General features: G+C 73.2%; 20 protein-coding genes. 10 read left to right on the top strand and 10 right to left on the bottom strand.

All coding sequences use genetic code 11. The features are described from left to right. Positions 1 to 151 precede the first annotated feature (151 nt). From ACH4U7_RS34290 to ACH4U7_RS34265, 6 genes are all read right to left on the bottom strand, one after another. Positions 152 to 2,185 carry a DUF2264 domain-containing protein gene (locus ACH4U7_RS34290; RefSeq protein ID WP_398531678.1) on the bottom strand — a complete coding sequence of 678 codons (2,034 nt, stop codon included), beginning with the start codon at positions 2,183 to 2,185 and terminating at the stop codon, positions 152 to 154. A 166-nt stretch (positions 2,186 to 2,351) separates the two neighbouring features. After that, the gene (locus ACH4U7_RS34285) at positions 2,352 to 3,332 is read right to left on the bottom strand and encodes a hydroxyacid dehydrogenase (RefSeq protein WP_398531908.1); all 981 of its coding nucleotides are present in this window, start codon (positions 3,330 to 3,332) and stop codon (positions 2,352 to 2,354) included. Between the two features lie 35 nt (positions 3,333 to 3,367). Beyond that, positions 3,368 to 4,282 (bottom strand): carbohydrate ABC transporter permease, encoded by a 915-nt coding sequence (locus tag ACH4U7_RS34280; RefSeq protein ID WP_398531677.1) that lies wholly within the window; start codon positions 4,280 to 4,282, stop codon positions 3,368 to 3,370. Then, a complete protein-coding gene (locus tag ACH4U7_RS34275) occupies positions 4,279 to 5,229 on the bottom strand; it encodes a carbohydrate ABC transporter permease (protein ID WP_398531676.1) in 951 nt (316 codons plus the stop codon). The genes ACH4U7_RS34280 and ACH4U7_RS34275 overlap by 4 nt, the downstream gene beginning before the upstream one ends. A 94-nt stretch (positions 5,230 to 5,323) precedes the next feature. Continuing rightward, on the bottom strand, positions 5,324 to 6,673 hold the full coding sequence (locus tag ACH4U7_RS34270; RefSeq protein WP_398531675.1) for an ABC transporter substrate-binding protein: 1,350 nt from the start codon (positions 6,671 to 6,673) through the stop codon (positions 5,324 to 5,326). Positions 6,674 to 6,774: 101 nt separating this feature from the next. Then, positions 6,775 to 7,872, bottom strand: coding sequence for a LacI family DNA-binding transcriptional regulator (locus tag ACH4U7_RS34265; protein WP_398531907.1), 1,098 nt, complete (start codon positions 7,870 to 7,872; stop codon positions 6,775 to 6,777). Between the two features lie 308 nt (positions 7,873 to 8,180). Here ACH4U7_RS34265 and ACH4U7_RS34260 point away from each other — a divergent pair, with 308 nt between their 5' ends. The 3 genes from ACH4U7_RS34260 to ACH4U7_RS34250 all read left to right on the top strand — a co-directional run bounded on the left by ACH4U7_RS34260 (position 8,181) and on the right by ACH4U7_RS34250 (position 9,610). Continuing rightward, positions 8,181 to 8,690 (top strand): hypothetical protein, encoded by a 510-nt coding sequence (locus ACH4U7_RS34260; RefSeq protein WP_398531674.1) that lies wholly within the window; start codon positions 8,181 to 8,183, stop codon positions 8,688 to 8,690. A 107-nt stretch (positions 8,691 to 8,797) separates the two neighbouring features. Further along, positions 8,798 to 9,070, top strand: a complete 273-nt coding sequence (locus tag ACH4U7_RS34255; RefSeq protein ID WP_398531673.1) for a hypothetical protein — start codon at positions 8,798 to 8,800, stop codon at positions 9,068 to 9,070. 240 nt (positions 9,071 to 9,310) lie between these two features. Further along, positions 9,311 to 9,610: a methylated-DNA--[protein]-cysteine S-methyltransferase gene (locus tag ACH4U7_RS34250; RefSeq protein WP_398531672.1), complete on the top strand. Its 300-nt coding sequence runs from the start codon at positions 9,311 to 9,313 to the stop codon at positions 9,608 to 9,610. An 84-nt stretch (positions 9,611 to 9,694) separates the two neighbouring features. On the opposite strand, the gene ACH4U7_RS34245 is transcribed toward ACH4U7_RS34250, so the two are convergent. Beyond that, positions 9,695 to 11,716, bottom strand: coding sequence for an NAD-binding protein (locus ACH4U7_RS34245; RefSeq protein ID WP_398531671.1), 2,022 nt, complete (start codon positions 11,714 to 11,716; stop codon positions 9,695 to 9,697). Positions 11,717 to 12,060: 344 nt separating this feature from the next. Here ACH4U7_RS34245 and ACH4U7_RS34240 point away from each other — a divergent pair, with 344 nt between their 5' ends. Next, complete coding sequence (locus ACH4U7_RS34240; protein WP_398531670.1) at positions 12,061 to 13,281, top strand: family 2 encapsulin nanocompartment cargo protein terpene cyclase; 1,221 nt, start codon at positions 12,061 to 12,063, stop codon at positions 13,279 to 13,281. 5 nt (positions 13,282 to 13,286) lie between these two features. Beyond that, positions 13,287 to 14,198: a geranyl diphosphate 2-C-methyltransferase gene (locus tag ACH4U7_RS34235; RefSeq protein WP_398531669.1), complete on the top strand. Its 912-nt coding sequence runs from the start codon at positions 13,287 to 13,289 to the stop codon at positions 14,196 to 14,198. Between the two features lie 78 nt (positions 14,199 to 14,276). Here ACH4U7_RS34235 and ACH4U7_RS34230 read toward each other — a convergent pair whose 3' ends face one another. Further along, complete coding sequence (locus ACH4U7_RS34230) at positions 14,277 to 15,743, bottom strand: MFS transporter (RefSeq protein WP_398531668.1); 1,467 nt, start codon at positions 15,741 to 15,743, stop codon at positions 14,277 to 14,279. Positions 15,744 to 15,844: 101 nt separating this feature from the next. Further along, positions 15,845 to 17,053, bottom strand: coding sequence for an XdhC family protein (locus ACH4U7_RS34225; RefSeq protein ID WP_398531667.1), 1,209 nt, complete (start codon positions 17,051 to 17,053; stop codon positions 15,845 to 15,847). Positions 17,054 to 17,099: 46 nt separating this feature from the next. Here ACH4U7_RS34225 and ACH4U7_RS34220 point away from each other — a divergent pair, with 46 nt between their 5' ends. The 5 genes from ACH4U7_RS34220 to ACH4U7_RS34200 all read left to right on the top strand — a co-directional run bounded on the left by ACH4U7_RS34220 (position 17,100) and on the right by ACH4U7_RS34200 (position 22,535). Then, positions 17,100 to 17,669 carry a (2Fe-2S)-binding protein gene (locus tag ACH4U7_RS34220; RefSeq protein ID WP_398531666.1) on the top strand — a complete coding sequence of 190 codons (570 nt, stop codon included), beginning with the start codon at positions 17,100 to 17,102 and terminating at the stop codon, positions 17,667 to 17,669. Next, positions 17,666 to 18,682 (top strand): FAD binding domain-containing protein, encoded by a 1,017-nt coding sequence (locus tag ACH4U7_RS34215; RefSeq protein WP_398531665.1) that lies wholly within the window; start codon positions 17,666 to 17,668, stop codon positions 18,680 to 18,682. Before ACH4U7_RS34220 ends, ACH4U7_RS34215 begins: the two co-directional genes overlap by 4 nt. Next, complete coding sequence (locus tag ACH4U7_RS34210; RefSeq protein WP_398531664.1) at positions 18,679 to 20,838, top strand: xanthine dehydrogenase family protein molybdopterin-binding subunit; 2,160 nt, start codon at positions 18,679 to 18,681, stop codon at positions 20,836 to 20,838. The genes ACH4U7_RS34215 and ACH4U7_RS34210 overlap by 4 nt, the downstream gene beginning before the upstream one ends. Before the next feature lie 10 nt (positions 20,839 to 20,848). Further along, positions 20,849 to 21,481 carry a TetR/AcrR family transcriptional regulator gene (locus ACH4U7_RS34205; RefSeq protein ID WP_398531663.1) on the top strand — a complete coding sequence of 211 codons (633 nt, stop codon included), beginning with the start codon at positions 20,849 to 20,851 and terminating at the stop codon, positions 21,479 to 21,481. 160 nt (positions 21,482 to 21,641) lie between these two features. Next, positions 21,642 to 22,535 carry a siderophore-interacting protein gene (locus tag ACH4U7_RS34200; RefSeq protein ID WP_398531662.1) on the top strand — a complete coding sequence of 298 codons (894 nt, stop codon included), beginning with the start codon at positions 21,642 to 21,644 and terminating at the stop codon, positions 22,533 to 22,535. Between the two features lie 40 nt (positions 22,536 to 22,575). Here the strand turns inward: ACH4U7_RS34200 and ACH4U7_RS34195 are convergent, their stop codons facing one another. Further along, complete coding sequence (locus tag ACH4U7_RS34195) at positions 22,576 to 26,271, bottom strand: AfsR/SARP family transcriptional regulator (RefSeq protein WP_398531661.1); 3,696 nt, start codon at positions 26,269 to 26,271, stop codon at positions 22,576 to 22,578. Between the last annotated feature and the right edge of the window lie 64 nt (positions 26,272 to 26,335).

Below are 26,335 nucleotides of genomic sequence, written 5' to 3'. Positions count from 1 at the left end.
GCGCGAAGTCCTCAGCGGGGCTGTCCACCCTCCCGCGGTCCTCGGCTGCAAGCGCCCCGACGGGTAGCTCTCTCGGCACGATCCTCCGGTCGCACACAAGTCACACCTCGCCGATAACAGGCACTCCGCTGTAACCGACCACATCAGCATATCACCCACAGGGAGCACCCGGTGACCAACCGTGGCCAACCCGCAGCGCGTCCCCGTCCGGGCCGCCGCCGAAGTCCACCACGGTGCTGCGCCCGTCCGCCCAGCGGACCGTGACGGTGGTTCCGCTCACCTCGGCGGTGGCGAGCCCGGCCAGGGGCGGGGCGTCGGGGTCGCCGGTGAGCGAGGCCAGCGCGACGAAGACGGTGCCGGACGCCTCCTCGCCGACGGTCCCGACGGGGGTGCCGACGGTGCCGGTGAGTTCGGGGACCAGGGCCCAGGGCCCGTACGCGGTGCCCTGCGGGGCCCTGCGCACCGTGGAGCTCCGCCAGCCGTGCAGCGGCAGCAGCCGGCCGGTGACCTCGGCCCCCGCCACGCAGGTCTCCCCCGCCGGGCCGGCCCCGTCCGCCTGTTCGGCGGCGGTGTCCGGCGGGACGGCGACGGCCCAGCCGCTGTGGTGGACCGCCGTACCCGCGGGGACGTTCACCGTACGGTGCACCCGCAGCTCCAGCGGGCCGCGGGCCAGGGTCAGGCTGTCGATGCGCGCGGCGGGCAGCACGGGGCCGCCGTCCGGGAAGACGGGGATATGCGAGGAGGCCAGCCAGTTGGGGCCCGCGGCCAGCGGGGTGATCCGGATCCGGAAGCTGCGCAGCCCGCGCAGTTCGAGGCCGATGTGGTTGTCGGGGGTGTTGGCGGCGCTGGTCGGGCCGGTGCGGGTGGAGTAGGCGAGGCGGGCGTACAGCGGGTCGCTGGGGGGCCGCTCCGCGTCCCAGGGGCGGATCTTGGAACTGCCGTGGTTGTGCAGCCGCACCAGCCCGTCGCGGCCGGTGGTCTGCACCAGGAAGCCGGGTGCGGGCAGCGCCAGCACCCGGTCCCGGCCCTGGGACGGGGCCGGTTCCTCCGTGGCGGTCCACACCGGGTGGTCGGGCGGGAGCAGCAGGGCGATGAACCCCTTGGACGCCCAGTAGGGGGAGCCCGGTCCCGAGTAGCGCTGCAGTGTGGCCTCATGGGGCCCGTACCAGCCCAGGCTCAGCACACCGTCCCCGGTGAGCGCGCCGCGGTCGAGGAAGTGCCGCAGCGCCCCGCTGAGCAGGCGCCGGGTGGCGCCCGGGGCCAGCGGGGTGTGGTCGGTGAGTGCGCCGAGCGCGACGGCGGCGCCGGCGGCGAAGCGGTAGGTGAGGGAGCGGCCGTGGTGGATGGGGGCGCCGTCGGCGTCGAAGAGCAGCGAGAACCCTTCCAGGAACTCGCGCAGCCGCGGGCCGAGGTGGTCGAGCAGCGCGTGGTCGGCGGCGAGATGGGCGTGCAGCAGCGGATACATGTGCAGGGCCCAGCCGTTGTAGTGGTCGAAGGCCCGCCCGTCGCCGTCGGTGTACCAGCCCTGGCCGCGGTACCAGCCCTCCAGCAGGTCGAGGCCGCGCTCGATGGCCCGGGCGGTCTCGGCGTCGCCGCGCCCGACCGACTCCAGGAAGCCGGCGACGGTCAGCGGGAAGAGGTACCAGTTGTTGGGCGCGGGCGTGTGCCGCAGCGCACCGCGCAGCCACTCCTCGGTGCGGTCCCGGGCGGCGGCGGGCAGCCTCTTCCAGGTCCATGGCGCGGTCATGCGCAGGGCCAGCGCCACGGACGCCGACTCCACCATCGGCTGGCCCTGGATGCCGTGATGGCCGATCAGCGGCCAGGACTCGGCGTCGTCCCGGCCGGGGGTGAGGGTGCCGCGCTCGATGCCCGCGGTGTAGCGGGGCAGAAAGCTGTGCGGGTCGGCTCCGCCGGCGCCCGCCACGCGCAGGGCGGCGAGCAGGAAGGTGCGGGCGAATCCTTCGAGGCCGTCGGAGCGCACTCCGGATTTCGACGGCGGTCCGGGCAGGTCGATCAGGCCGTGGCCGGGGGTGGCGTACCGCAGGGCGGCGCGCAGCATCCCGTCGGCGACGGCCTCCCAGTGGGCGCGGGTCAGCCCGGTGTACGGGCTGAGCGCGCGGTCGTCGGCGGGGAACGGGAAGGGGAGCGGCGCGGTGGGGGTGCTGGAGAGGGTGGAGGTGGGCATGGCGGGGATGGGTCTCCTACTCGCGTCTGTGCTGGATGGCCCGGTGTCCGGCCTCAGGCGTTCAGATGTCCGGCGACAGGTGTCCGGCGTCAGGTGTCCGGCCTCGCGCGTCACGCCTCGCGCGTCACGCCTCGCGCGTCACGCCTCGCGCGTCACGCGTCACGCGTCACGCCGAGCGGTCCAGGACCTCCGGGCGTACCGGATGGGCGAACGGCCGCCCCTGGGCGTACGCCTCGACCTCGCCGATCGCCAGGTCGGCGAGGCGTCTGAGCTCACCGCCCTTCGACCCGGCGATATGCGGCGTGATCAGCGCGTGGTCGCAGTCGTGCAGTGGTGAGTCGGCGGGCAGCACCTCCGGTTCGGTGACGTCCAGCACCGCGTACAGCCGTCCGGCCCGCACCTCGTCGGTCAGCGCGGTCTGGTCCACGATCGGGGCGCGGGCGGTGTTGATCAGCGTGCCGCCGGTGGGCATGGCCGCCAGCAGCTCGCGGCTGACCAGGCCGCGGGTCTGGGGCAGCAGCGGGGTGTGCACGCTGACCACGTCGCTGGTGGCGAACAGGTCCGCCAGCGGGACCAGCCGGACGCCCAGCTCGCGGGCCTCTTCGGCCGTGACGTACGGGTCGTACAGCAGCACGTCGAGGTCGTGCGGCCGCAGCAGTTCGATGACGCGCCGGCCGATGGCGGAGGCGCTGAGGATGCCGACGGTCCGGCGGTAGTTGCCCGCGCCTGGGTATCGCTCGGTCCAGTCGATCCGGCGGCGTTCGGCACGGTAGTCGCGGGCGATGTCCAGGACGCGTTTGTTGGCGAGGAGGATCATGGCGAGGGTGTACTCGGCGACGGGTACGGCGTTGGCCGCGGCGGCCGAGGAGACCGCGATGCCGCGCTCCCAGCAGGCTTCGGTGATGTGGTGGCGCACGGTCCCGGCGGTGTGCACGATGGCGCGCAGCCGGGGGGCGGCGTCCAGCGCCCGGCGGTCGACGGGCGGGCAGCCCCATCCGGTGACCAGGAGCTCGGCGGTGGCGAGGGCGTGCTGGGCGGCCGGCGTGGTGAAGTCGTCGAGGACGAGCCCCGGGTCGAGATCGGTCAGCCGGGCCAGCCGGGCCAGCGCCTCGGCGTCGAGCACCTGTTGCGCGGTCCTGGAGGCCATGGCGAGGACGGCGCGCGGACGGGGGTGCGGTGGGATCACTTGACGCTCCCTGCGGTGAGGCCGGACTTCCAGTAGCGCTGGAGCAGTACGAAGGCCGCGATCAGCGGTACGACGGCGAGCAGCGAGCCGATGACGACCAGGGGGTAGTACTCGGGCGAGACGGTCGCGGCGCTGTTCCAGGTGTAGAGGCCGAGGCTCAGCGGATACAGGTGCTGGTCGGAGAGCATCACCATGGGGAGGAAGAAATTGTTCCAGATGGCCGTGAGCTGGAAGAGGAAGACGGTGACGAAGCCGGGGCCGAGCATCCTCAGGCTGACCCGGAAATAGGTCGTGAGCTCGCCCGCGCCGTCCATCCGGGACGCCTCCAGGACCTCGTTCGGCACATAGCCGCTGCTGAGCAGGCGGGCGAGATAGACGCCGAAGGGGTTGAAGAGGACCGGGATGAAGACCGCCCAGAAGGTGTTGACCATGCCGACGTTGGAGGCCACCAGATAGAGCGGGAGGGCCAGTACGGTCGGCGGCACCATGACACCGGTGAGGACGAGGCCGAACAGCTTCTCCTTGTGCCGGAACTCGTACTTGTCGAAGGCGTAGCCCGCGGAGACGCTGATGAGCGAGCCGACCAGGGCGCCGACGACCGCGTACAGCAGGCTGTTGACGTACCACTCGCCGTAGAGCCCACCGTCCATGGAGAACAGGTCGGAGAGGTTGCGCGCGAAGGAGAAGTCGCCGAGGGAGAAGATGTCGCTGCCGAAGAGGGCGTCGGCGTTCTTGGTGGACGCCAGCACCAGCCACAGCGCGGGCAGCATGGTGTAGAGGGCGGCGATCAGGACCACCGCGTTGGCGATACCGCGGCTGGTCGGCTTGGAACGGCCGAAGGGCTTGCCGAGCGGTCGGGCCGGCGGTCCGCCGGCGGCGTTCACGGCGGTGGTGGGTGTGGTCGTGGTCATCCCACTCTCCGTTCCCGGCGGCCCGACCAGCGCGTCACGGCGTACGACAGCACGCAGGTGACGATCAGGAGGATCACGGAGGCCGCGGAGGCGAGTCCGTAGTTGTTGCGGCGGAAGGCCGCGTCGTAGATGTACATGTTGGGGGTGAAGCGGGAGTTGACCATCGGGGTGGCCTGGTTCATCAGCATGGGTTCGGTGAACAGCTGGAGCGCACCGATCAAGGAGAACATGCACACCAGGACGACGGAGCCGCGCACGATGGGCACCTTGACCTGGAGCGCGGTGCGGATGCCCCCGGCGCCGTCGATGGTCGCCGCCTCGATCACCTCACGCGGCAGCGCCTGGAGCGCGGCATAGAAGATGATCATGTTGTAGCCGAGTCCGCTCCACAGGGCGATGTTGACGATCGACGGCAGCACGGTGTGCAGACCGAGGAAGTCGATGGTGATGTCGGCCTGGGCGAAGAGTTTGATGACCGGGCTGAGCCCCGGGGTGTAGAGGTACAGCCAGATGACGGCCGCGATGATGCCGGGGACGGCGTGCGGCAGATAGACCAGCATCTGCGCGGTCCGCCGCAGCCGGATGAGGCCCGAGTCGAGCAGCAGGGCGAGCGCGAGCGAGCTGATGACCACGAGGGGTACGAAGATCACGCAGTAGAGGGCGATGGTGCCGAACCCGGCGAGGAAGCTCGGGTCCTGCAGCACCGAGAGATAGCTGCGCAGCCCGGTGAAGACGGTGCGCCCACCGCCGAAGCCGAGGCCCTCGTGGTCCTCGGAGAAGAGGCTGAGGTAGATGGCATAGCCGACGGGGATCAGGAACACGGCGATGAGCAGTGCCGTGAAGGGGGTCAGCAGCACGGTGGCGGCGATCCGCTGCTGGTGTCGTCCGGTTCTGCGGGGCGGGTCGGCGGCGGCCGCCGATGGCGGCGCCGTCCGTTTCGAGGACATGACTGTGCTCACGGGTTACCTCGGCTTAGGCAGGGTGAGGTGCGGCTCAGGGGTGAGACAAGCGGCTCAGAGGTGAGACAACGGGGCGGCGGGCTCAGCCGGTGGTGACCGACAGGCCGAGGCTCTTCAGATCGGGCATCGTCTTGTTCTGGGCCTCACGCAGGGCCTTCAGGATGTCGCCGCTGCCGACACCGGCCTTCGCGAGCCCGTCGTCGCCGGAGGTGGTGGTCGAGACCATCCGCGGCCCCCACTTCCAGGTCGGGGAGATCAGCTCGGCCTGCTGCTGGAAGAGGCCGAAGATGTCCTGGCCGGAGTAGTAGCTGGTGTCCATCTCCTTGCGGGCGACCGGGACCAGATCGGGCACGACCGGGAAGGCGCTGCTGACACCGCTGGCGAGCTTGGCGCGGAGTGCGTCGGGGCTGGTGACCATCCAGGAGATGAACTCCATGGCCTCCTTGGGATGGTGACTGTCCTTGGTGACCATGAAGGTCGAGCCGCCCTGGGTGGACACCTTCGGCTTGGCCGGGTCCCACTGCGGAACCGGCGCGATGGCCCATTTGCCCTTGCCGTCGGGGGTGGACGCCATCATGGACCCCGCGGCCCAGGCGCCCGCCAGATAGCCGACGGTCTCCCCGCTGCGCAGATGGGCCCGCCACTGCTGACTGGACCCGGGCTCCACGCGTACCAGGTCCTGGTCCATCAGCCGCTGCCAGTACCGCGCGACCTTGCGGGTGGGGGCGTCGTCCATGTTGATGCGCCAGGTGTCATCGGCGGTGTCGTACCACTGGGCCCCGGCCTGCCAGGCGTACGCGGCCATGTAGAGCGTGCCGCCGGTGGTGAAGAGGCTGGCGATACGGGACCGCGGCTCGGCCTTCTTGAGCTTGCGGGCCGAAGTCTCGAACTCCGCCCAGGTCTTGGGCACCGGGATGTGGTTCTTGGTGAAGATGTCCTTGCGGTACAGGAAGACCATCGGCTCGATGTCCACCGGTACGGCGTAGGTGCGGCCTTCGAAGGTGGTGAGGTCAAGCGCCTGCGGCAGGATCTTGCCCCGTACCGAGTCGGGCAACAGCTTGGTGATGTCCCGGGGCACGCCGTCGATGGTGAAACTGGGCAGCTGCGGGTACTCGATGGTGGCCACATCGGGGGAATTGCCCGCGCGCGCGGCGTTGCTGAGCTTGGCCCAGCCGCCCTGCTCCCCCGAGGGAACCTGCTGGAAATCGACCTTGATCTTGGTGTGGGTGCGGTTGAACTCGTCGACGACCTCCTGACTGCCGCGCAGCGCCGACCAGAAGGTGAGGCGCACGGGACCGTCGCCGACGGTGTCGGACCCGCGACCTGTGGAGCAGCCCGCCAGTACGAGAGCGAGCAGAGTGAGCAGTGCCGTTGTTCCGGCCGTGGCCCGGCGTCGGGTTGCCAGGCGTCCTGGGCGTCTATGGCCAGGCATGGACCCTCCCCTGATTCAACGGTGGAGTCACGGGGAATCCTGATCGCTTGACTGAAAAGACGTCAATACATCGAACAGAAGAAACTAAAGCGGTCAAACGATCAGAACTGGCGGGCCGCCGCGGGCGCCGTGGACTCCCGGACCACAAGGGCCGGCAGCAGCTCCAGATGACGGGTGGCACCGGGCCGCCGGCCCTCGCGCGCCGCGTCGAACTGACGGCGCAGCACATCCAGCGCCGCGCGCCCGATCTCCGCCTTCGGCGGGGCCACCGCGGTCAGCGCGATATGCCCCATGTCCGCGACCACGTCGTTGTACGCCACGACCGCGCAGTCCCGCGGCACCTCGATACCGGCCTCCTTGAGCCGCTGCAACAGCACCAGCGCGTCCATGTCGCTGTGGATCAGCGCCGCCGTCGCCCCGGTCTCGCGCAGCGCGTGTACCAGATCGACCGCCCGCGCGTCGGCGACGTTCGGATCGGGCCCCGCGGTGCGCGAGCTGAGGATCGTACGGCACCCCTCGGCGATCTCGCGGGCCGCGGTCTGCGCGGCGAACTCGGCGCGGATCACCCGCGCGGTGGGGCTGTCGTCGCGCGCAGCCAGCACAATCCGCCGGTGGCCGAGGGAGAGCAGATGGTCCAGGGCCAGATGCACCCCGTGCCCATGGTCCGCGCGGACCGAGTCGAGGCCGTAGATGGCGCTGCCCCGCTCGGGGCGGCGCTCCACCAGCACCACCGGCACATCCAGGGCCGACAGCCACGCGTGGTCCGCCGCCGCCTCCGCCGCCGTACGCCAGCGAGGTGCGAGCAGCAGACCGCGCACCCCGGCGTCCAGCGCCTGGCGGACCGCGCGGCGGCCCGCGCCCGGCTCGTCGGCGGCGATGTGCAGCGCGAGTCGCAGACCCGCCTGTTCGGCGGCTTCCCGCGCCCCCTGCACGGCCTCCGTCAGATAGGTGTTGCGCTCGGGGACGATCATGCCGATCGCGTCGCCGGTGCCCCCGCCTGGCTCGGGCAGCGGCCGCAGCGAACGCGCCACCCCGTGGCCGCGGCGCACCTCCCCGCGGCGCGCCAGCTCCTCGATGTCCCGGCGCACCGTGACGACGGAGACCCCCAGCTCATCGGCCAGATCGGTGATCTTCGCCAGCCCGCGGGCCTCCACGATGCCCACGATCCGCGCCTGCCTGCCCCGCGCCGGCTCCCGCATACCCCACCGCCCGTCTCCGCCGCCCACGCCGGTCACCTACGACCGGTTGCGCCCGGCGTGATCGGCTTTCCCAGAACCCGGCCATAGTAGCGATCATTCGATCAGGATCGAGCGGCCCCCGGGGCAGGCCGGTCGGCTGAAGGAAAACCAACGAGGGAAACCCCTAGGAAAGACGAGGTGTTGAACGAGGCATTGAACGGGCAGGGGCCGGGCCACGTACCACCCTTCGTGCGCCGGTGCACGGCGCACGGCGCACGACGCCGACCCGACAGCGGCCCAACAGCTGCCCGACGCTTGGAGAACCGATCGTGAACGAGCCGGCCATCCCTCCCGTACAAGCTCTCCCGGGCGGGGACGCGGAACTCCGCCTCGTGCTCCATCTGTCCTGGGAGGACATCGCCAGGCTCGGCCAGGAGGCCGGCCGACTGGCCGCCCAGCTGCAACGCCCGGTGAGCCTCGACGAAGCCGTCAGCCACCGGCTGCGCGGCCGGCCGGCCTCCACCGTCCACGCCACGCACACCACTCACGCCTCCCACGCCAAGCCCGCCCAGGACCGCGGCCAACAGCTCCCCGCACCCGCCCCGGCCCCGGCCGCACCCCTGACCGCCCGCTCCCCCGGTGAGCAGGCGCGGCAGGCGATCGAGAAGATCAACGGTTCCGCCCAGCCCTACCAGGGTGCGGCCGAGACCACGGGCGCACCGCCCGGCCCGGCCCCCGAGGCGATCCCGAGCGACGCCCGGGGCATCCTGGAGCGCCCCACCCGCCCGCCGTCCTCCGTCAACGGCACCGGCGACCACAACCAACTGCGAGGCGCCTGACGGCGACCGCTCGCGTACGACAACCGGCCGCTCCGTACGACACCTACTGGGCGCCGCCGACACCCAGCCCCGGACCGGGTGTCGGTGGTGCCCAGTAGGGTCGCCGGGTGAGCGTGCTGTGGGTGATCGTGGAGACGCCGCTTCCCACCGGGCGGATGCGGGTGGGTGTGACCGACCGGGGCGTGGTCGCGGCGGCCTACACCCCGCAGGGCGCGGCCGGGTTACCGGCGGGGCCGCTGATATCCGAGGCATCCGGCGACCGCAGGGCGGCGGTGGCCGGTGAGCGTGTCTCGGGGCGCTGCGCGGGCTGGACTGAGGAGCCGCGCAGTGACGAAGGAGCGAGCAGCGACGAGGGAAGCCCGCGCGTTGAAGCGCCCTGAGACTGAGCGGGGAAGGGGGCCCGCTTCGCCGACTACTTCGCCGGACGGCGGCGGGAGTTGGACCTGCCGCTCGACTGGACGCTGACACCTTTTCCGAGGCTCGATTCGCCTCCGGGGCGCCTCAGCCCCTGTCGACGGTCGACCGTGCTCGGCCCTTCGTTCCTCAGGGCCTCCGCGCGCTCTCCCTTTCGACAGCGGCGCGCCCCTTCGGCTCACTCCCCGGGCGGGGCGCAGCAGTCCGTGCTGCGTACGCTCCAGCAGACCGTCGGTTTCGGACGCACCGTCACCTACGGCGAACTCGCCGAGCGCAGCGGGGCGTTCAAGGCGGCGGATCCGGAGCGGCGGGCGCTCGCGGCGCGCACGGTCGGGTCGATCATGGGCTCCAACCCGATCTCGCTGCTGGTGCCGTGCCACCGCGTGGTGGCCGCCGATGGCATCGGCGGCTTCGGCGGCGGGGAGACGGGGCTCGCGGTGAAGCGGTGGCTGCTGACCCTGGAGGGGGCCCTGGCCCCCACGCTGGACTGGGCAGGCCCGTCCTGACTCCAGGGGCCTCCTGATCCCAGGCGCCTCCTGATCCCAGGCGCCTCCTGACCCCAGAAGTCTCCTGACCCCATGGGCCCCTTTTCAGGCCGGGCCCGGGGAGGCGGGGCGCGCGGCGGGTTCCGTACGGCCGGCCACCGGCCCGCGACCGAGGAGTTCGCCCAGACCCTGGCGGGTCGCGGCCAGCACCACGCGGTCCTGGGGCCGCAGGACGTAGTCCGGCGGGAGGTCCCACACCAGGCCCCGCTGCCGCCCGCTGCCGTCGTCAGGGGGCGCGACGGCCAGATCGCGGAGCCGACCGCCGGCGTCCGCGGTGTCCAGGGCGACCACCCGCCAGGCGCCCGGCCGGAACGCCTGGGCGACGGTGCGGCCCTCCAGTTGCGGATGGCCCGCGGCCGGCACCGCGGCGAAGAGCAGCACCCGCCGCTCGACCGGGACCGCGCCGAGGATCTGACGCCCCATCATGGCGCCCGCGAAGGCCGGGGCCGCCAGCGTGGACACGCTCCGGCTGCGGGTCAGCGCCTGCGGATGCGCGGCCCGCAGGGTGCGGTAGACGGCTCTGGCGAAGCGGTCGTCGTACAGCCGCATGGCCACCCGCAGGCCGGGCTCGAGCGAGCGGGCGTACAGCGCGGCCTCCAGGTTGGTGGTGTCGGAGCTGGTGACCGCGAGCAGTGCGTGTGCCCGGTCGATCTTGGCGGCCTCCAGCACGCCCTCCTCCGAGACGTCCCCGATGATGGTGGGCACCCGCAGCCGACGGGCCAGCGGAATGCCACGCGCCTGGGGGTCCTCCTCGACGCACACCACGGGGATGTCCATCTCCCGCAGCCGGGCCAGCACCCGGGTGCCGACCTTGCCGAGGCCGAGCAGTACGACATGGCCGGACAGCCCGCGCGGCGGCCGGCGCAGGGCGGACGCGGTCCGGAAGGTGCCGAGCCCTTCCAGCGTCGCGGCCACCAGGACGGGCAGCAGCATCAGGCCGACCAGCCCGGACAGCAGCTGCAGAATCTGCCGGGCGAGCGGCTGGCCGAGCGCGGGGTCGCCGGTGCCGAGGATGTCCAGCAGCGTCAGATAGGCGGCGCGCAGCGGGTGTTCCCCGGTGATCTGCCAGGACGCGACGGCGAGGGCCAGCAGCGCCGCGGCGAACCCCAGGACGGTCCGCCGCAGCCGGCGGGAGAACAGCGAGCCGAGCGGCACGCCCCGGCCGCCGAGCCGGCGCGGCGGCAGCGCGGATCCGGTGTGCGAGACGGCCTCCAGCACCACCGTACGGCGCCCGGTCGCGGCGGCCGCGGCCTGGTCGTCGGGCAGCATGCGCGGCCCTTCGGCCCCGCTGCTGTCCGAACCCTCCTGGCCCGCCGGGTCGTTGGTGGTCGAGGAGAGCAGGGCGAGGGTGGCCAGCCCGGGGTCGGCGATGGCGTCGCGGCCGCGCGGGGTGCGGATGGCGGCCCGCAGCAGCACCCCGTCGGCCTGGATCACCTTGCTGGTGCCCGCGACGGCGGTGGCCGCGAGCGCGGGCGCGGCGGTGTCGGCGTCCGACAGGACGGTGGTCGAGGCGTCCGGCTCCGTCGCGTCCAGGCCCGGGTCGGCGACCGCCGCGGCCTGGTCGAGCAGTTCCCGCAGATGTTCGCCGAGCTTGCGGTTGTAGAGCCGGATCACCAGCCGCAGCCGGGGGTTGAGGCGGCGGGCGCGCAGCGCGGCGTGGATGTTGGTCTCGTCATCGTCGTAGACCAGCGCGAGGGCGGCGGCCCGTTCCACCCCGGCCTCGGTCAGCACCTCGTCGTCCGGCTCGACCGCCTCCAGGACCCGTATGCCCGCACCCGAAGGCGCGGCGGCGGGCTCCGGCGGGGACAGCGACGGGCGGCCCACGGCCGCCGTCATCCGTCCGAAGAGCGCCGCGGCCCGCGCCCGGCCGCGCCCGGCCCCCGGCGCCGCGGTCCGCGCCGGCCGTGGCTCCCAGGCGGAGGGCGTGGCGGGGATGACGACGGTCACCTGCTCCAGGTAGACGTCCTTGAGTTCGGCGGCGAGGCGGTGGGCGAGCGCGTCGTCGCCGCAGACGACCATGTGCGGGCCGGGCGGATCCGCCGACGGCTGCTGAGGCAGGGTGGGCATGCTGAGTAGAGCCTCCTGGGCCGCTCGGCGGTTCCGGACGGGCTCGCGCGGGGTTGGCATGGCCACGGCCGTCCGTTGATCATCACGGTACCCACGACCGTGTCCGAATACCGTCGGCTGCCCGGGCAAACATGGTGCGGGGTCAGATCATCGCATCGAGTTAATGTCATCGGCTTCCGAAGGCCCCTGGGCGCACCGGCCGTTACTGTTCCCCGGGATCTGGACGGATTCCCGGATGTTTGCCCCCTCCTTTCCGCTTCCCCGGTGACGCGTTTCCCGGTGACGCGTTTCCCGGTGACGCGTACGCACGCCGGCCACCGCCCTGACGAAGGAGAGTTCGCCCGATGACTGTTGACACCAGCCCGGAAGCACAGCCGGAGCCGTCTCGGCAGTCCGGTCCACAGCCTCCGCAGTCGGGCCTGCCCGCGGCTGCTTCCCGCCTCGCGGCACCGAGCACCGTCCTGGAGCGGATCCTGCGTGGCCCCAGTGGCCTGGGCACGGCGAGCCTGCACCTGGCCCGGCGCGAGGAACTACCAACACCGTCGGAGCCGCTTGAACTGCCCACAGCTCCAGCAACTCCGGCGGAGGGCAACCCGGTTCCGGGCCTCTACCACCACCCGGTGGCGGAGCCCGACCCCGTGCGGGTGGAGGAGGTCGGCCGCAGGATCAAGACCTGGGCGTTGGACGAGGTCGATCTGTACCCCGAGGACTGGGAGGACCAGTTCGACGGCTTCTCGGTGGGGCGCTACATGGTCGCCTGCCATCCGGACGCTCCCACCGTCGACCATCTGATGCTCGCCACGCGCCTGATGGTCGCCGAGAACGCGGTGGACGACTGCTACTGCGAGGACCACGGAGGCTCGCCCATCGGCCTCGGCGGACGCCTTCTGCTGGCGCACACCGCCCTCGACCCCCTGCACACGACCAAGGAGTACCAACCGCGGTGGGCGGAGTCGCTTCATTCGGACGCGCCCCGACGCGCCTACCGCTCCGCCATGGAGTACTTCCTGCAAGCCGCCAGCCCCTCCCAGGCCGACCGGTTCCGGCACGACATGGCCCGGCTGCACATGGGGTACCTCGCCGAGGCCGCCTGGGCCCAGACGGACCACGTCCCCGAGGTGTGGGAATACCTGGCGATGCGCCAGTTCAACAACTTCCGTCCCTGCCCCACCATCACCGACACCGTCGGCGGCTACGAACTGCCCGCGGACCTGCACGCCCAGCCCGCCATGCAGCGGGTCATCGCGCTCGCCGGGAACGCCACCACCATCGTGAACGACCTGTACTCGTACACCAAGGAACTCGCGAGCCCCGGCCGGCATCTGAACCTGCCCGTGGTGATCGCCGAACGTGAGGGCATCTCCGACCGCGAGGGCTATCTGAAGGCGGTCGAGGTCCACAACGAGCTCATGCACGACTTCGAGGCCGAGGCCGCGGCCCTGGCCGCCGCCTGCCCCGTCCCCAGCGTGCAGCGCTTTGTGCGCGGCGTGGCCGTATGGGTCGACGGCAACCACTACTGGCACCAGACCAACACCTATCGCTACACCCTGCCCGATTTCTGGTAAGAAGAATGGATCCATCCGTGACCAGCGCCGATCTCACCACCGTCGCCACCTCTGCCGGCACCTCCATGTTCATCCCCGCCCCGAGCACGCCCTACCAGGGGGACATCGCCCGCTACTGGGACCACGAGGCCAGGCCCGTGAACCTGCGGCTCGGTGATGTCGACGGCCTTTACCACCACCACTACGGCATCGGAAGCGTCGACCACGCCGCCCTCGGCGACGCCGACGACGGCACCGGCGAATACGAGAAGAGGCTGATCGCCGAGCTCCACCGTCTGGAGTCGGCGCAGGTCGAACTCCTCCTGGACCACCTCGGCCCCATTGAGCGCGACGACACGCTCGTGGACGCCGGATGCGGCCGCGGCGGCTCGATGGTCATGGCCCACCAGCGCTTCGGGTGCACGGTCGAGGGCGTCACGCTGTCGGCCAAGCAGGCCGACTTCGCCAACCAGCGCGCCCGCGAACTCGGCATCGAGGACCACGTCCACGCCCGCGTCTGCAATATGCTCGGTACGCCCTTCGAGACCGGGCAGGCCGCGGCCTCGTGGAACAACGAGTCGAGCATGTACGTCGACCTGCACGACCTCTTCGCCGAGCACTCCCGCATCCTCGCGGTCGGTGGCCGCTACGTGACCATCACCGGCTGCTGGAACCCGCGTTACGGCCAGCCCTCGAAGTGGGTCTCCCAGATCAACGCGCACTTCGAGTGCAATATCCACTCCCGCCGGGAGTATCTGCGCGCCATGGCCGACAACCGGCTCGTACCGCAGGCCGTCGTCGACCTCACTCCCGCGACCCTGCCCTACTGGGCGCTGCGAGCCACGTCCTCGCTGGTCACAGGCATTGAGGAAGCGTTCATCAACTCCTACAAGGACGGCTCCTTCCAGTACTTCCTGATCGCGGCCGACCGCGTCTGACCGCCCGCAGACCGACCGCCCGCCCGCAGACCGAAAACGGCCGGGCCCGTCCCTGACGGGCCCGGCCGGGGCGTGTCCTCAGGCGGTGTAGCGCCGGAAGGAAGGAACCGCGGCGGTCAGGGCGAGCATGATGACGACGACCAGCAGGCCGCCCGCAGTCACCGCCGCCCGGGGGCCGAACAGCGAGCCGGCCGTGCCGTGCAGCAGATCGGCCAGGCGTGGCCCGCCGGCCACCACGACGGTGAAGACGCCCTGCATCCGGCCGCGCATATCGTCGGTGGCGGCCGACTGGAGGATCGCCCCGCGGAAGACCATGGAGACCATGTCGGCGACCCCCGCCACGGCCAGGAAGACCGCCGCCCACCAGAGTCCGCCGCTCAGCCCGAACCCGGTGATGGCCAGCCCCCAGACCACCACGGCGGCGCTGACCATCAGCCCGTGGTGGCGGGCCCGGGAGAAGGTCCCCGACAGCAGCCCGCCGGCCACCGCCCCGATGGGTATCGCCGCGAACAGCAGCCCGAGCGCGAACCCCTCGCCCCAGGGCGCGTAGGTGCTCGACGCCAGCTGCGGGAACAGGGCCCGCGGCATGCCGAAGACCATCGCGACGATGTCCGCGAGGAAGGACAGCAGCAGCACCCGCTGCGCCACGATGTAACGGAACCCGTCCGCCACCTCCCGCCCGCCGGCCCGCCGCCTGCCGCGCCGCTCGTCCTTGCCCGCGTCCTTGCCCGTGTCCAGCGGGGGCAGCGCGGGCAGCCGCCATACGGCCCACAGGGTGAAGCACAGCGCGACGGCGTCGATCAGATACAGCGTGGACAGGCCGATGAGCGGGATCAGCGCCCCCGCCAGCAGCGGCCCCAGCACCATGCCGGTCTGCGCGACGGTGGACTGCAGGGCGCCCGCGGCGGGCAGTTCATCGGCGGGGACGAGCCGGGCTATCGAGGCGCTACGGGCGGGGAAGTTGATCCCGAACAGGCCCTGCTGGGCGGCGAGCAGCACCATCAGCAGCGGCACCGAGTGGATCCCGGCGGCGGACTGCGCCCAGAACAGCACCGAGATGACGGCGATACCGACCCCCGTGACCAGCATGAGGGTCCGCCGGTCCACCCGGTCGGCGACCGCGCCGCCCCACAACGCGAAGACCACGAGCGGCAGCAGTCCCGCGAAGCTGGCGTAGCCGACCCAGGCCGAGGAGCCGGTGAGGTCGTAGATCTGCTTGGGCACGGCCACCGCGGTGAGCTGGCTGCCGATCGTGGTGATGGAGGTGGACGCCCACAGGCGGCGGAACGGACGGTGCCGCAGGGGCCGCACATCCATGACCCACCGCCGCCACCCCCTTCCGGCCGGCCCGTCCCCTACCGGCCCGTCGCCGACCGCCCTCTTCTCGCCCGGGCCGTCCCCGTGAGGCCCGTCCCCGACCGGCCCCCTCCCGCCCGGCTCGTCCCCGCTCGGCCCGTCCTCGCTCGGCTGGTCCCCGCCCGCCCCGGCGGGTCGGCCGTCCTGTGCCGGGCCGGTCTCCTCCTCGGTGTTTCTCGCGGTCTCCACGGCTGACTCGATTCCCCTTACATCCATCTCCGGAAACGGACCCATTGTGGCCCCGGCCCGCCCCGCTCCGTACGCCCGTCTCAGCCACCGGCCGCCGGATGTCAGCCACCGGCCGCCGGATGGATGGATCCGGTGCGCGAGGTCAGGCGGGTGCCGCTGCCGCCCCAGCGGTCGGCGACGATCTCGGCGGCGATGCTGACCGCGGTCTCCTCGGGGGTACGGGCGCCCAGGTCGAGGCCGATGGGCGAGGCCAGGCGGGCGAGGCGGTCCTCGCCGAGGCCGCGCTCGCGCAGGCGGCGCAGCCGGTCCTCGTGGGTGCGGCGGGAGCCCATGGCGCCGATGTAGCCGAGCGGGAGGCGCAGCGCGAACTCGAGCAGGGGCACATCGAACTTGGGGTCGTGGGTGAGGACGCAGACCACGGTCCGCTCGTCCAGCCGGCCCGCCGCCGCCTCGGCCCGCAGATAGCGGTGCGGCCAGTCGGTCACGACCTCGTGCGCCTCGGGGAAGCGGCGCCGGGTGGCGAAGACGGGGCGGGCGTCGCAGACGGTGACGCGGTAGCCGAGGAAGCCGCCGATACGGGCCAGTGCCGCGGCGAAGTCGACGGCGCCGAAGACCAGCAGCCTGGGCGGCGCGGCGTGGGCGGATACGAACAGGGTGAGCTCCTGGCCGAGGCGCCGGCCGTCGTAGCCGTGGCGCAGGGTGCCGGTGCGCCCGCCGGCCAGCATGCCGCGCGCGGCCTGGGCGGCTGCCGCGTCCAGCCGCCCGGAGCCGAGCGACCCGGTGGTGCCGTCGGGGTCGACCACCAGGCGGCGGCCCAGCCTGCCCGCGGGGTCGGGGCCGTCGACGGCCACGCAGATCACCTCGGCCACCGGCGTCCCGGCCCGGATCGCCGAGGCCACCTCGCCGTACTCGGGAAATCCGGTGGGGTCGATCCGCTCCACGTGGATGTCGATGACTCCGCCGCAGGTCAGCCCGACCGCGAAGGCGTCGTCGTCGCTCACCCCGTAGCGCTGGAGCACCGGTGTGCCCGAGGCGATGACCTCCTGGGCCAGTTCGTAGACCGCGCCCTCGACACAGCCGCCCGAGACGCTGCCGACGGCGGAGCCGTCCGGCCCGACCAGCATGCTCGTGCCCGGCGGCAGGGGTGAGGAGCGCCAGGTGTCCACGACGGTGGCGCGGGCGAAGGGCTCGCCCGCCCGCCACCACCGGTACGCCTCCTCGACCGCCCTCGGCGCCTCGCCCCCCGGGGTCCCGGCAGCCCATCCCCCAGGGCCCGGCATCGCGACACGCGGCATCTCTGCCTCTGGCATGTCTGAAATTCCCTCAACTCATGTAAGAGATTGATACATTGGATGTATGACCCTCTCACATTCGTCTCCAAGTAGCGACATCACCTTGCGCATCAACGGCGCCGCACACGCCCTGACCGTGGACAACCGGACCACCCTGCTCGATGTGCTGCGCGAGCGGCTGGGCCTGACCGGTACGAAGAAGGGCTGTGACCACGGGCAGTGCGGCGCCTGCACCGTCCTGATGGACGGCGAGCGGGTGAACAGCTGCCTGATGTTCGCGGTGGCTGCCGAGGGGCGGGAGATCGTCTCGATCGAGGGGGTGGCGGACCTTACGGACGGCGGGGAGCTGCACCCGGTGCAGCGCGCCTTCCTCAACCACGACGGGCTGCAGTGCGGCTACTGCACCCCCGGTCAGATCTGCTCGGCCATCGGGGCGCTCGACGAGGCCCGGCGCGGCTGGCCGAGCCAGGTGACCGAAGACATCGCCGCCACCGCCACCGCCGCGGGCGTCGGCGCGCTGGACCACGAGGAGGTCCGCGAGCGGATGAGCGGCAATCTGTGCCGCTGCGGCGCGTACGGCGGCATCGTGGAAGCGGTCCTGGAGGCGGCGGGCGCGGAGGGGGGCGCGCGATGAGGGAGTTCGCGTACGTACGCGCCGCCGACTCCGCCGAGGCGGCCGCGCTGGTGGCGGAGCGGCCCGATGCCGTGTATCTGGGCGGCGGCACCAATCTGGTGGACCTGATGAAGCTCGGCGTCGCCGGGCCCGGCCTGGTCGTGGACGTCTCCCGGCTGGACCACGACCGGATCGAGCACCGCGCCGACGGCTCGGCGCTGATCGGCGCCGCGGTGCGCAACGGCGAGCTGGCCGGCGACCCGGGCGTACGGGAGCGCTTCCCGCTGCTGTCGCAGTCGCTGCTGGCGGGCGCGTCGGGGCAGCTGCGCACGGTCGCCACGGTGGCGGGGAATCTGCTGCAGCGCACCCGCTGCGGCTACTTCCAGGACGTGACCAAGCCCTGCAACAAGCGCGAGCCGGGCTCGGGGTGTCCCGCGATCGAGGGGGCGCACCGGGACCTCGCGATCCTGGGCACCTCCGAGCACTGCGTGGCGAGCCACCCGTCCGATATGGCGGTGGCACTGGTCGCGCTGGACGCGGTGGTGCGGCTGCGCTCGGCGGACGGCGCCATGCGCACCGTCCCGGTGGAGGAGCTGTACGTGCTGCCCGGCGACACGCCGCAGCGGGAGACCGTACTGGAGCACGGCGACCTGATCACCGCCGTGGAGCTGCCGGCGCCGCCGCCGGGCGCGGCGATGGTCTACCGCAAGGTGCGCGACCGCCGCAGTTACGCCTTCGCGCTGGTCAGCGTCGGCGCGGCGGTGAGTGTGGACGAAGCGGGCAGGCTCGCGGACGTCCGGATCGCGCTCGGCGGCGTGGCGCCGCGCCCGTGGCGGGCCAGGGCGGCGGAGGAGCTGCTGCGGGGGCAACGCCCCGACGAGGGGACACTGCGCGTGGAGACGCTGCGCGAGGCGGCGCGGGCGGAGCTGGCGGCCGCCCGCCCGCTGCCGGACAACGCGTTCAAGGTCGACCTGACCATTGATCTGATCGTCGCGGCCATCCGCGACCTGGTCGCGAGGAAGGACCGAGCATGACCACCGTCGAGCAGACGATCGGCGCCCCGCTGACCCGGGTGGACGGCCCCCAGAAGGTCACCGGGGAAGCGCTGTACTCCTATGAGTTCCCGACCCCGGACATCACCTATGTCTGGCCGGTGCAGTCGACGATCGCCCGCGGCCGGGTGACGGAGGTGGACGCCTCCACGGCCCTCGCCCTGCCGGGCGTGCTGACGGTCCTCGACTCCGGCAGCGCCCCGCGGCTGAACGCCGACGCGGAGGTCAGCGCCGACCTGTTCGTGCTCCAGTCCCCCGAGGTCGCCTACCACGGCCAGATCGTGGCGGCCGTGGTGGCCACCTCCCTGGAGTCCGCGCGCGAAGCCGCGGCGGCGGTGCGGCTGAGCTATGCGCCCGAGCCGCACGATGTGGTGCTGCGCGCCGATGACGAGGCGGCGTATGTCCCCGAGCGGGTGACCGACGGCGGCCCCGGGTTCGAGGAGCGCGGCGATGTGGAGCGCGCGCTGGCGGCCGCCCCGGTGCGCACCGACGCCACGTACACCACCCCGGTGGAGCATCCGAGCCCGATGGAGCCGCATGCCACCATCGCCTCCTGGCAGGAGGGCCGGCTGACCCTGCACGACTCCAACCAGGGCCCGCGCATGGCCGCGCAGTTGATGGCCGCGCTGTTCGGGCTCGACCTGGACGCGGTGGAGGTGGTCACCGAACACGTCGGCGGCGGCTTCGGGTCCAAGGGCATTCCGCGCTCGCCGGCCGTCCTGGCGGTGCTGGCCTCCCAGGTCGTACGGCGTCCGGTGAAGATCGCGCTGACCCGGCAGCAGATGTTCGCGCTGGTCCCCCACCGGGCGCCGACGATCCAGCGGATCCGGCTCGGGGCCGAGCGGGACGGCCGGCTGACCGCGATCGACCACGAGTCGGTGCAGCCGCGGTCGAGGATGCTGGAGTTCGCCGACCAGACGGTTTCCTCGACGCGGATGATGTACGCGGCGCCGGATGTGCGCACCACCGTGAAGGTGGCGCCGCTGGACATCATGACGCCCGCCTGGTTCCGGGCGCCCGGCCATACCCCGGGCATGTTCGCGCTGGAGTCGGCCATCGACGAGCTGGCCGTCGAGCTGGGCATGGACCCGATCGAGCTGCGTATCCGCAACGAACCGGAGCTGGACCCGGGCACCGGCAAGCCGTTCAGCAGCCGCAGCCTGGTCGAGTGTCTGCGCGAGGGCGCGGCGCGCTTCGGCTGGGAGCGGCGCGATCCGGCGCCGGGGGTCCGCCGGGAGGGGCGCTGGCTGGTGGGCACCGGCATGGCCGCCTCGCACCACCCCGACTACACCTTTCCCTCGACAGCCACCGTGCGTGCCGAGCCGGACGGCACCTTCGTGGTCCGGATCGGCGCGGTCGACATCGGCACGGGGGCGCGCACCGCGCTCACGCAGGTGGCGGCGGACGCGCTCGGGGTGTCCCTGACGCGGCTGCGGCTGGAGATCGGCCGGGCCTCGCTGGGCGTGGCGCCGTTCGCGGGCGGCTCGATGGGCACCTCGTCGTGGGGCTGGGCCGTCCACAAGGCGTGCCGCGCGCTGGTGGAGGAGATGCGCGGCTACGCGGGTGTCGTCCCGGACGGGGGCCTGGAGGTGATGGCCGACACCACCGAGGACCTCCAGGAGCGGGCTGACCTTTCGCGCCACACCTTCGGCGCGCAGTTCGCCCAGGTGCGGGTGGACGCCGACACCGGGGAGATCCGCGTCGACCGGATGCTGGGGGTGTTCGCGGCCGGGCGGATCCTCAGCCCCACGACGGCCCGCTCGCAGTTCCTGGGGGCGATGACGATGGGGCTCTCCATGGCGCTGCTGGAGGTCGGCGAGGTGGACCCGGCGTTCGGCGACTTCGCCAACCACGACTTCGCGGGCTACCACATCGCCGCCAACGCCGATGTGCCGAAGCTGGAGGTGCACTGGCTGGACGAGCGCGACAGCCGGCTCAACCCGGTCGGTGGCAAGGGCATCGGCGAGCTGGGCATCGTGGGCTCGGCCGCCGCGATCGCGAACGCCTTCCACCACGCCACCGGGGTGCGGGTGCGCGATCTGCCGATCCGTATCGAGCGGTCGCGCGAGGCCCTGCGGGCGATGCGCGACCGGGCCATGCGCGACGGGGCCGGAGAAAACCGAACGGATATCCGATAAGGTCAGCCGGATGGCACGCAGCGGGGGCAGGGAACGCGGCGCCTACCACCACGGCGACTTGGCTGCCGCGCTGGTCCGGGCGACGCTGGAGATCGTGGACGAGGTAGGGGTGCGCGGCTTCTCGGTGGCGGAGGCCGCGCGCCGCACCCGGGTGAGCCCCGGGGCGCCCTACCGGCACTTCGCCGACCGCGACGCGCTGTTGGCGGCCGCCGCCCTGGAGGTGTCGCACCGGCTGCGGGCCATCCATCTCCAGGCCATGGCCACGGCCTCCTCGCCCCATGAGCGCCTGGCCATGGTCGCCGGCAGCTATGTGCGCGCCGCCGCCGTCCACCGGGGCGGCTTCGAGCTGCTCTTCGCCCCCGGTCTGCGCGCCCACCACCTCGAACTGCGCAACAGCACCCGGGAGTTCATCGACCTGCTGCTGCCGAGCGCGTTCGAGGTGGTGCCGCCGGGGCAGGGGGCGAAAACCGCGGTCGAACTGCTCGAAGCGCTCTCGGTGATGGCGCGCGGCTATGTCGCCCTGCTGCTCGACGGGATGTTCGGCGACCCCAGTGCGGTGGCGGCGGAGGTGGCCGCCCGCGCCACGCGGGCGGGGCGCGCGCTGGTGAACGGGTACGGACTCCCGGACACGGCCCCTTCATGACGGGCGTTACGGGGGTCTGCGGGGGTCTGTAGACGAGCTGTAGACCGGTTGTAGGGAGCGGCTGGGACTGTCGTGGGCATGGGCGGCGCACCGGGTGTGCCGCCCTGGTGAAGGCCCTACAGCCTTCAGCCCTACAGCCCCACAGCCTTCAGGAGATGCGGTGCAGCAGTCGTTGCCGGTCCGGTTCATCCAGGTCACCGAGGTCCAGCGGATCACCCCGCGCATGGCGCGCGTGACCTTCGGCGGGGACGACCTCGCCGACTTCGTCTGCGACGCGCCCGACCAGCAGGTCAAGTTGTACTTCCCCAGGCCCGGCCAGTCGGCGCCCCGCCTCCCGGCGCCCGGCGCGGACGGCGATGTGATGCGGTGGTACCAGGCGTACCAGGCGATCCCCGAGGACGAGCGGCCGTGGATGCGCAGCTACACCATCCGGGCGTACCACCCGCGGCGCCGAGCGCTGGACATCGACTTCGTCCTGCACGGGGACGGGGAAGAGGACGGGGGTGAGGGGCCGGCGACGCGCTGGGCGCGGGTGGCCAGGCCCGGTGACACGCTCGGCATGTTCGGCCCGTCCGCGGCCTTCGCCCGCCCAGTGCCGCTCGGCGTGGCCGACTGGACGCTGCTGGCCGGTGACGAGTCCGCGCTGCCCGCGATGGGCACGCTGATCGAGGCGCTGCCCGAGGGCGCCCGCGCGGTGGCCTACATCGAGGTGGCCGACGCGGCGGAGGAACAGCGCTTCACGACCGCGGGCCAGGTGCAGGTGCACTGGCTGCACCGCGGCGGACGCCCCGCCGGATCCCGCGGGCTGCTGCTCGACGCGGTGCGCTCGGCCGCCTTCCCGCCCGGCTCGGTGTTCGCGTGGCTGGCCGGTGAGGCGGGGGCGGTACGGAGCCTGCGCCGGCATCTGCTCGACGAGCGCGGCATCGACCGGCGGTCGGTCGACTTCACCGGCTACTGGCGGCTGAAGCTCACCCAGGACGACGCCCCGACGGACGAGGACCTGGCCGAGGCCCGGGAGCGGTTGGCGGACGCCCAGTCGGAGCCGAACGACTAGCGCCCCGGGGCAGATCGTTCAGACTCGGGGCTGGGCTCGATCACACGAGGGTGGCGGCCTCCTCCACCGGGAGGCCGCCGCCCTCGGCGTAGGCCCGCTCGTACGCCGTCGCGTCCAGCGCCCGGCGCAGCTCCGTCTCGGCCCGCTGCCGTACCTCGGCCGCGGCCGAGAAGGAGCGGAAGCAGAAGCCCTCCATCACGGGCCCGCGGTCGTACGCGCCCAGCAGCCGCGCTCCGTCCTCCGCCGCGCCCAGGTGCGCCTTCGCCCAGGCGGCGCTGATGAACTGCTCGGCCACCAGATGCGGGGCGACAAGGTAGGCCAGGGTCTCCAGGCAGCGCACGGCCCGCCGGAGGTGCCCCTGGGCGCGCTCGTACGCGCCGTCCAGACAGTCCAGCCAGCCGTGCAGGCCCGCCACCATGCCGGTGAGAAACGCCGGGGTGGCGGCCGGAAAAGCCTGCTCCAGCTGGTCGAGCTGATCCCGCGCGGCGGTGGTACGGCCCGTGCGGCCGAGGCGCTGGACCAGGATCAGCCGCGCCGTGTCCAGGGCCTCCCCCGCGTACTGACCCGACTCCGCCACCGCCTGCCACAGCACCCGCTCGGCCTCGGCCTCCTCCCCCGCGTCCCGGGCGGTCTCAAGACGTACGGACGCCAGCCTGGCCTTGAGCGCCGGGACCTGGCCCTTGGCGCCGCCCCGCGCGGCGATCCCGATGGCGCGCGCGAAGTCGGCGGCGGCCTCCTCGTACCGGCCCCGCCACTCGTACGCCTCGCCACGTACGGACAGCGACTCCGCGATCCCCCACGGATCGCCGGCCCGCTCGAACTGGGCCAGCGCCTGGTCGGCGTCGCCCTCCGATCGCTCCGGGCCGCCCGGGTGGCCGTACCGCAGCCTCGCCCGCAGCAGCAGGACGAGGCCGAGCTCCCAGACGTACCCGAACTCCCGGCAGTCCCGCACCGCGTCGTCCAGGGTCTCGCCGAGGCTCGCCGACTGACCGGTGAGCAGCCTGGCGGAGAACCAGAGGAAGCCAGGCTGGCGGCAGGTCTGCGGCAGCCCCGGCCGGTACGCGTCGACGATCCCGCGCAGATACTCCTGGGCACCCTCCCCGTCCGCCGGAGCGGCGCCCCCTCCGCCGCTCGCGAAGACCATCAGCCGCACCCCGCGCCTGGCCTCCCACAGCTGCTCCTCGGACCAGGGCGGCGCCTGGGCGGTGCAGGGGTCGGGCAGCGGCACGGCGGGCCGTACGGGCGGGAGGAACGGGTCGGGGCCGAGCGCGGCGACGGCGGGCGCCCACGAGCGGGCGTCCCCGTAGTGGTTGCGCAGCTGCCAGAACCAGCTCATGGACAGCGCCAGGCACAGCCCTTCCTGCTCCTCCCGCAGCTCCACGGCGCGCCGCAGCGCGGCCCGTACGTTGTCGTGCTCCGCCTCGAACCGCTCAAGCCACCGCGCCTGCTCCGGGCCGCGCAGCAGGGGGTCGCCGGTGCGGACCAGCTCGCGGTAGACGGTGAGATGCCGGCGCTCGACGGCCTCCCGCTCACCTGCCTCGGCCAGCCGCTGCGCGGCGTACTCGGCGACGGTCTCCAGCAGCCGGTAACGCATTCCGTCCGGGCCCTCGGGGAGGGCGAGCACGAGCGACTTGTCGACAAGGGAACTGAGGATGTCGAGGGTCGCTGGGGTGGTGGCCTCGGGGCGAGGGGGCTCGGCGCGAGGAGGCTCGGCGCGGGTGGTCTCGGCGTCGGCGGCCTCGGTGCGGGTGGTCTCGGCGCGGGCGTCTCCGGCGCGGACGGCCCCGCCGCAGGCGTCCCCGGCGCGGACGTCCTCGGCGTAGACGGTCCCGGCGTGAGCGTCCACGGCGCGGGTGGCCTCGGCGCGGGTGGTCTCGGCGCGGGTGGTCTCGGCGTCGGCGGCCTCGGTGCGGGCCTCCCTGCCGCAGGCGGCCCCGGCGCGGACGTCTCCGGCATAGACGGTCTCGGCGTGAGCTTCCGCGCCGCAGACGTCCCCGCCGCAGACGTCCCCGGCGCAGACGGCCTCGGCCTCCTCCAGCGCGCAGCCGCCTGCGAAGACGGCCAGCCGCCGCAGCACGGTCCGCTCACCGTCGTCCAGCAGGTCCCAGGACCAGTCCACCACCGCCCGGAGCGTTCGCTGCCGGGGCAGCGCGGTTCGGTGGCCGCCGGTCAGCAGCCGGAAGCGGCTGTCCAAGCGGTCGGCGATCTGGCGCGGGGTCAGCGCCCGTAGCCGGGCCGCGGCCAGCTCGATGGCCAGCGGCAGGCCGTCGAGCCGACGGCAGATCTCCTCACCCGCCGGCCGGTCAGCCTCCGTACCGAACCCGGGGCGTACGGCGGCGCCACGCTCGGCGAACAGCCGCAGCGCCACCTCGGGCGGCAGCGGCTCGACGGGCCGTACCCACTCGCCCGGCACGCCCAGCGGCTCCCGGCTGGTGGCCAGTACGGTCATGCCGGGGCAGTCGGTGAGCAGGGCCTGGGCCAGCTCGGCCGCGGCGCCGACCACATGCTCGCAGTTGTCCAGGACGAGCAGCATCCGGCGCCGGGCGCAGTGTTCCAGCAGCTCGGCGAGGGGGCCGAGCGCGGCTCCCTCGGCCGCCCGAAGCTCCCGGGCGCCGGGCCCGCCCAGCGCCGTATCACGCGCCCCGAGGGCGGTCAGCACCGCCTCCGCCACGGCCTCCCCGCCCCGTACGGGCGCCAGCTCGGCCACCCACACCCCGCCCGGCCACGCCCCGTCCGCCGCCTCGGCGGCCTCCAGGGCCAGCCGGGTCTTCCCGACACCGCCGGGGCCCATCAGGGTGACCAGCCGCCGGGAGCGCAACTCGTCGACCAGCCCGTCCAGTTCAGTCTCGCGCCCGACGAAGGTGGTGAGCCGGGGCCGCAGATTCCCCGGCCCGTGTTGCCTGCCGCTCCCGTCAAGCTCAGGCGCGCCGCTCCCGGCAGGCCACGCCGAACCGTCCGGCGGCGACGGGGTCGCGTCCTCGGCCAGGAGTTCGGCGTGCAGGGCGCGCAGTTCGCCGCTCGGATCCGCGCCGAGGCGATCGGCGAGCCGGAGGCGGACTTCCTCGTACGCCTGCAGGGCCTCGGCACGGCGGCCGGTGGCGCGCAACGCGCGGATCCACAGCGCCTGCAGCGGTTCGTCCAGCGGCTCCTGGTCCGCAAGCGCCGCCAGTTCCGCCAGGGCGCCCTCCGCACGGCCCAGCGCCACCTCGGCCGCCAGGCGGTCACGGCGCGCCTGGGCGTGGCGGCGTTCGGCCCGTACGGCGGCGGGGCCGCTGCGCAAGGCGGGGGACGCTCCGCTGGCGGCGCCCGGCAGATCCGCGAGCAGCGGGCCGCGCCACAGCGTCAGCGCCTCGTCGAGCAGCGCGGCGGCCAGACGCGGGTCGCCCGCGCCGATCGCGGCGGAGCCCTCCGCCGCCAGCCGCTCGAAGCGGAACAGGTCGATGTCGTCCGGCTCGGCCACCAGGCGGTAGCCCCCGGGCACCGAGGCCACCGCCTCCTTGCCCAGCGCCCGCCGCAACCGCCCCACCAGCGCCTGCACCGCCGCCACTTCGTCGGCGGGCGGCGCTTCGTCCTCGCCCCAGACCTGGGCGGCCAGCTGCGCCATGGACGCCGGACGGCCACCGCCCACGGCCAGCGCGCCCAGCAGCGCACGCAGCCGGGCGCCGCCCAGCGGCACCTCGGTGCCGTCCGGACGGACGGCCTGGGTGGCGCCGAGGACGCGGTAGCGGTAGGTCACCCGCCCATTGTCCCCGCACCGCCGCCGGGGCCGTCCCCCGCGCCGTGCCCCCTGCCACGTCCAT

This window comes from Streptomyces sp. NPDC020845 (genome assembly GCF_044334165.1).
Classification (GTDB): domain Bacteria; phylum Actinomycetota; class Actinomycetes; order Streptomycetales; family Streptomycetaceae; genus Streptomyces.
The sequence above is the reverse complement of the archived record's forward strand: the minus strand, read 5'-3'. Positions and strand labels throughout refer to the sequence as shown.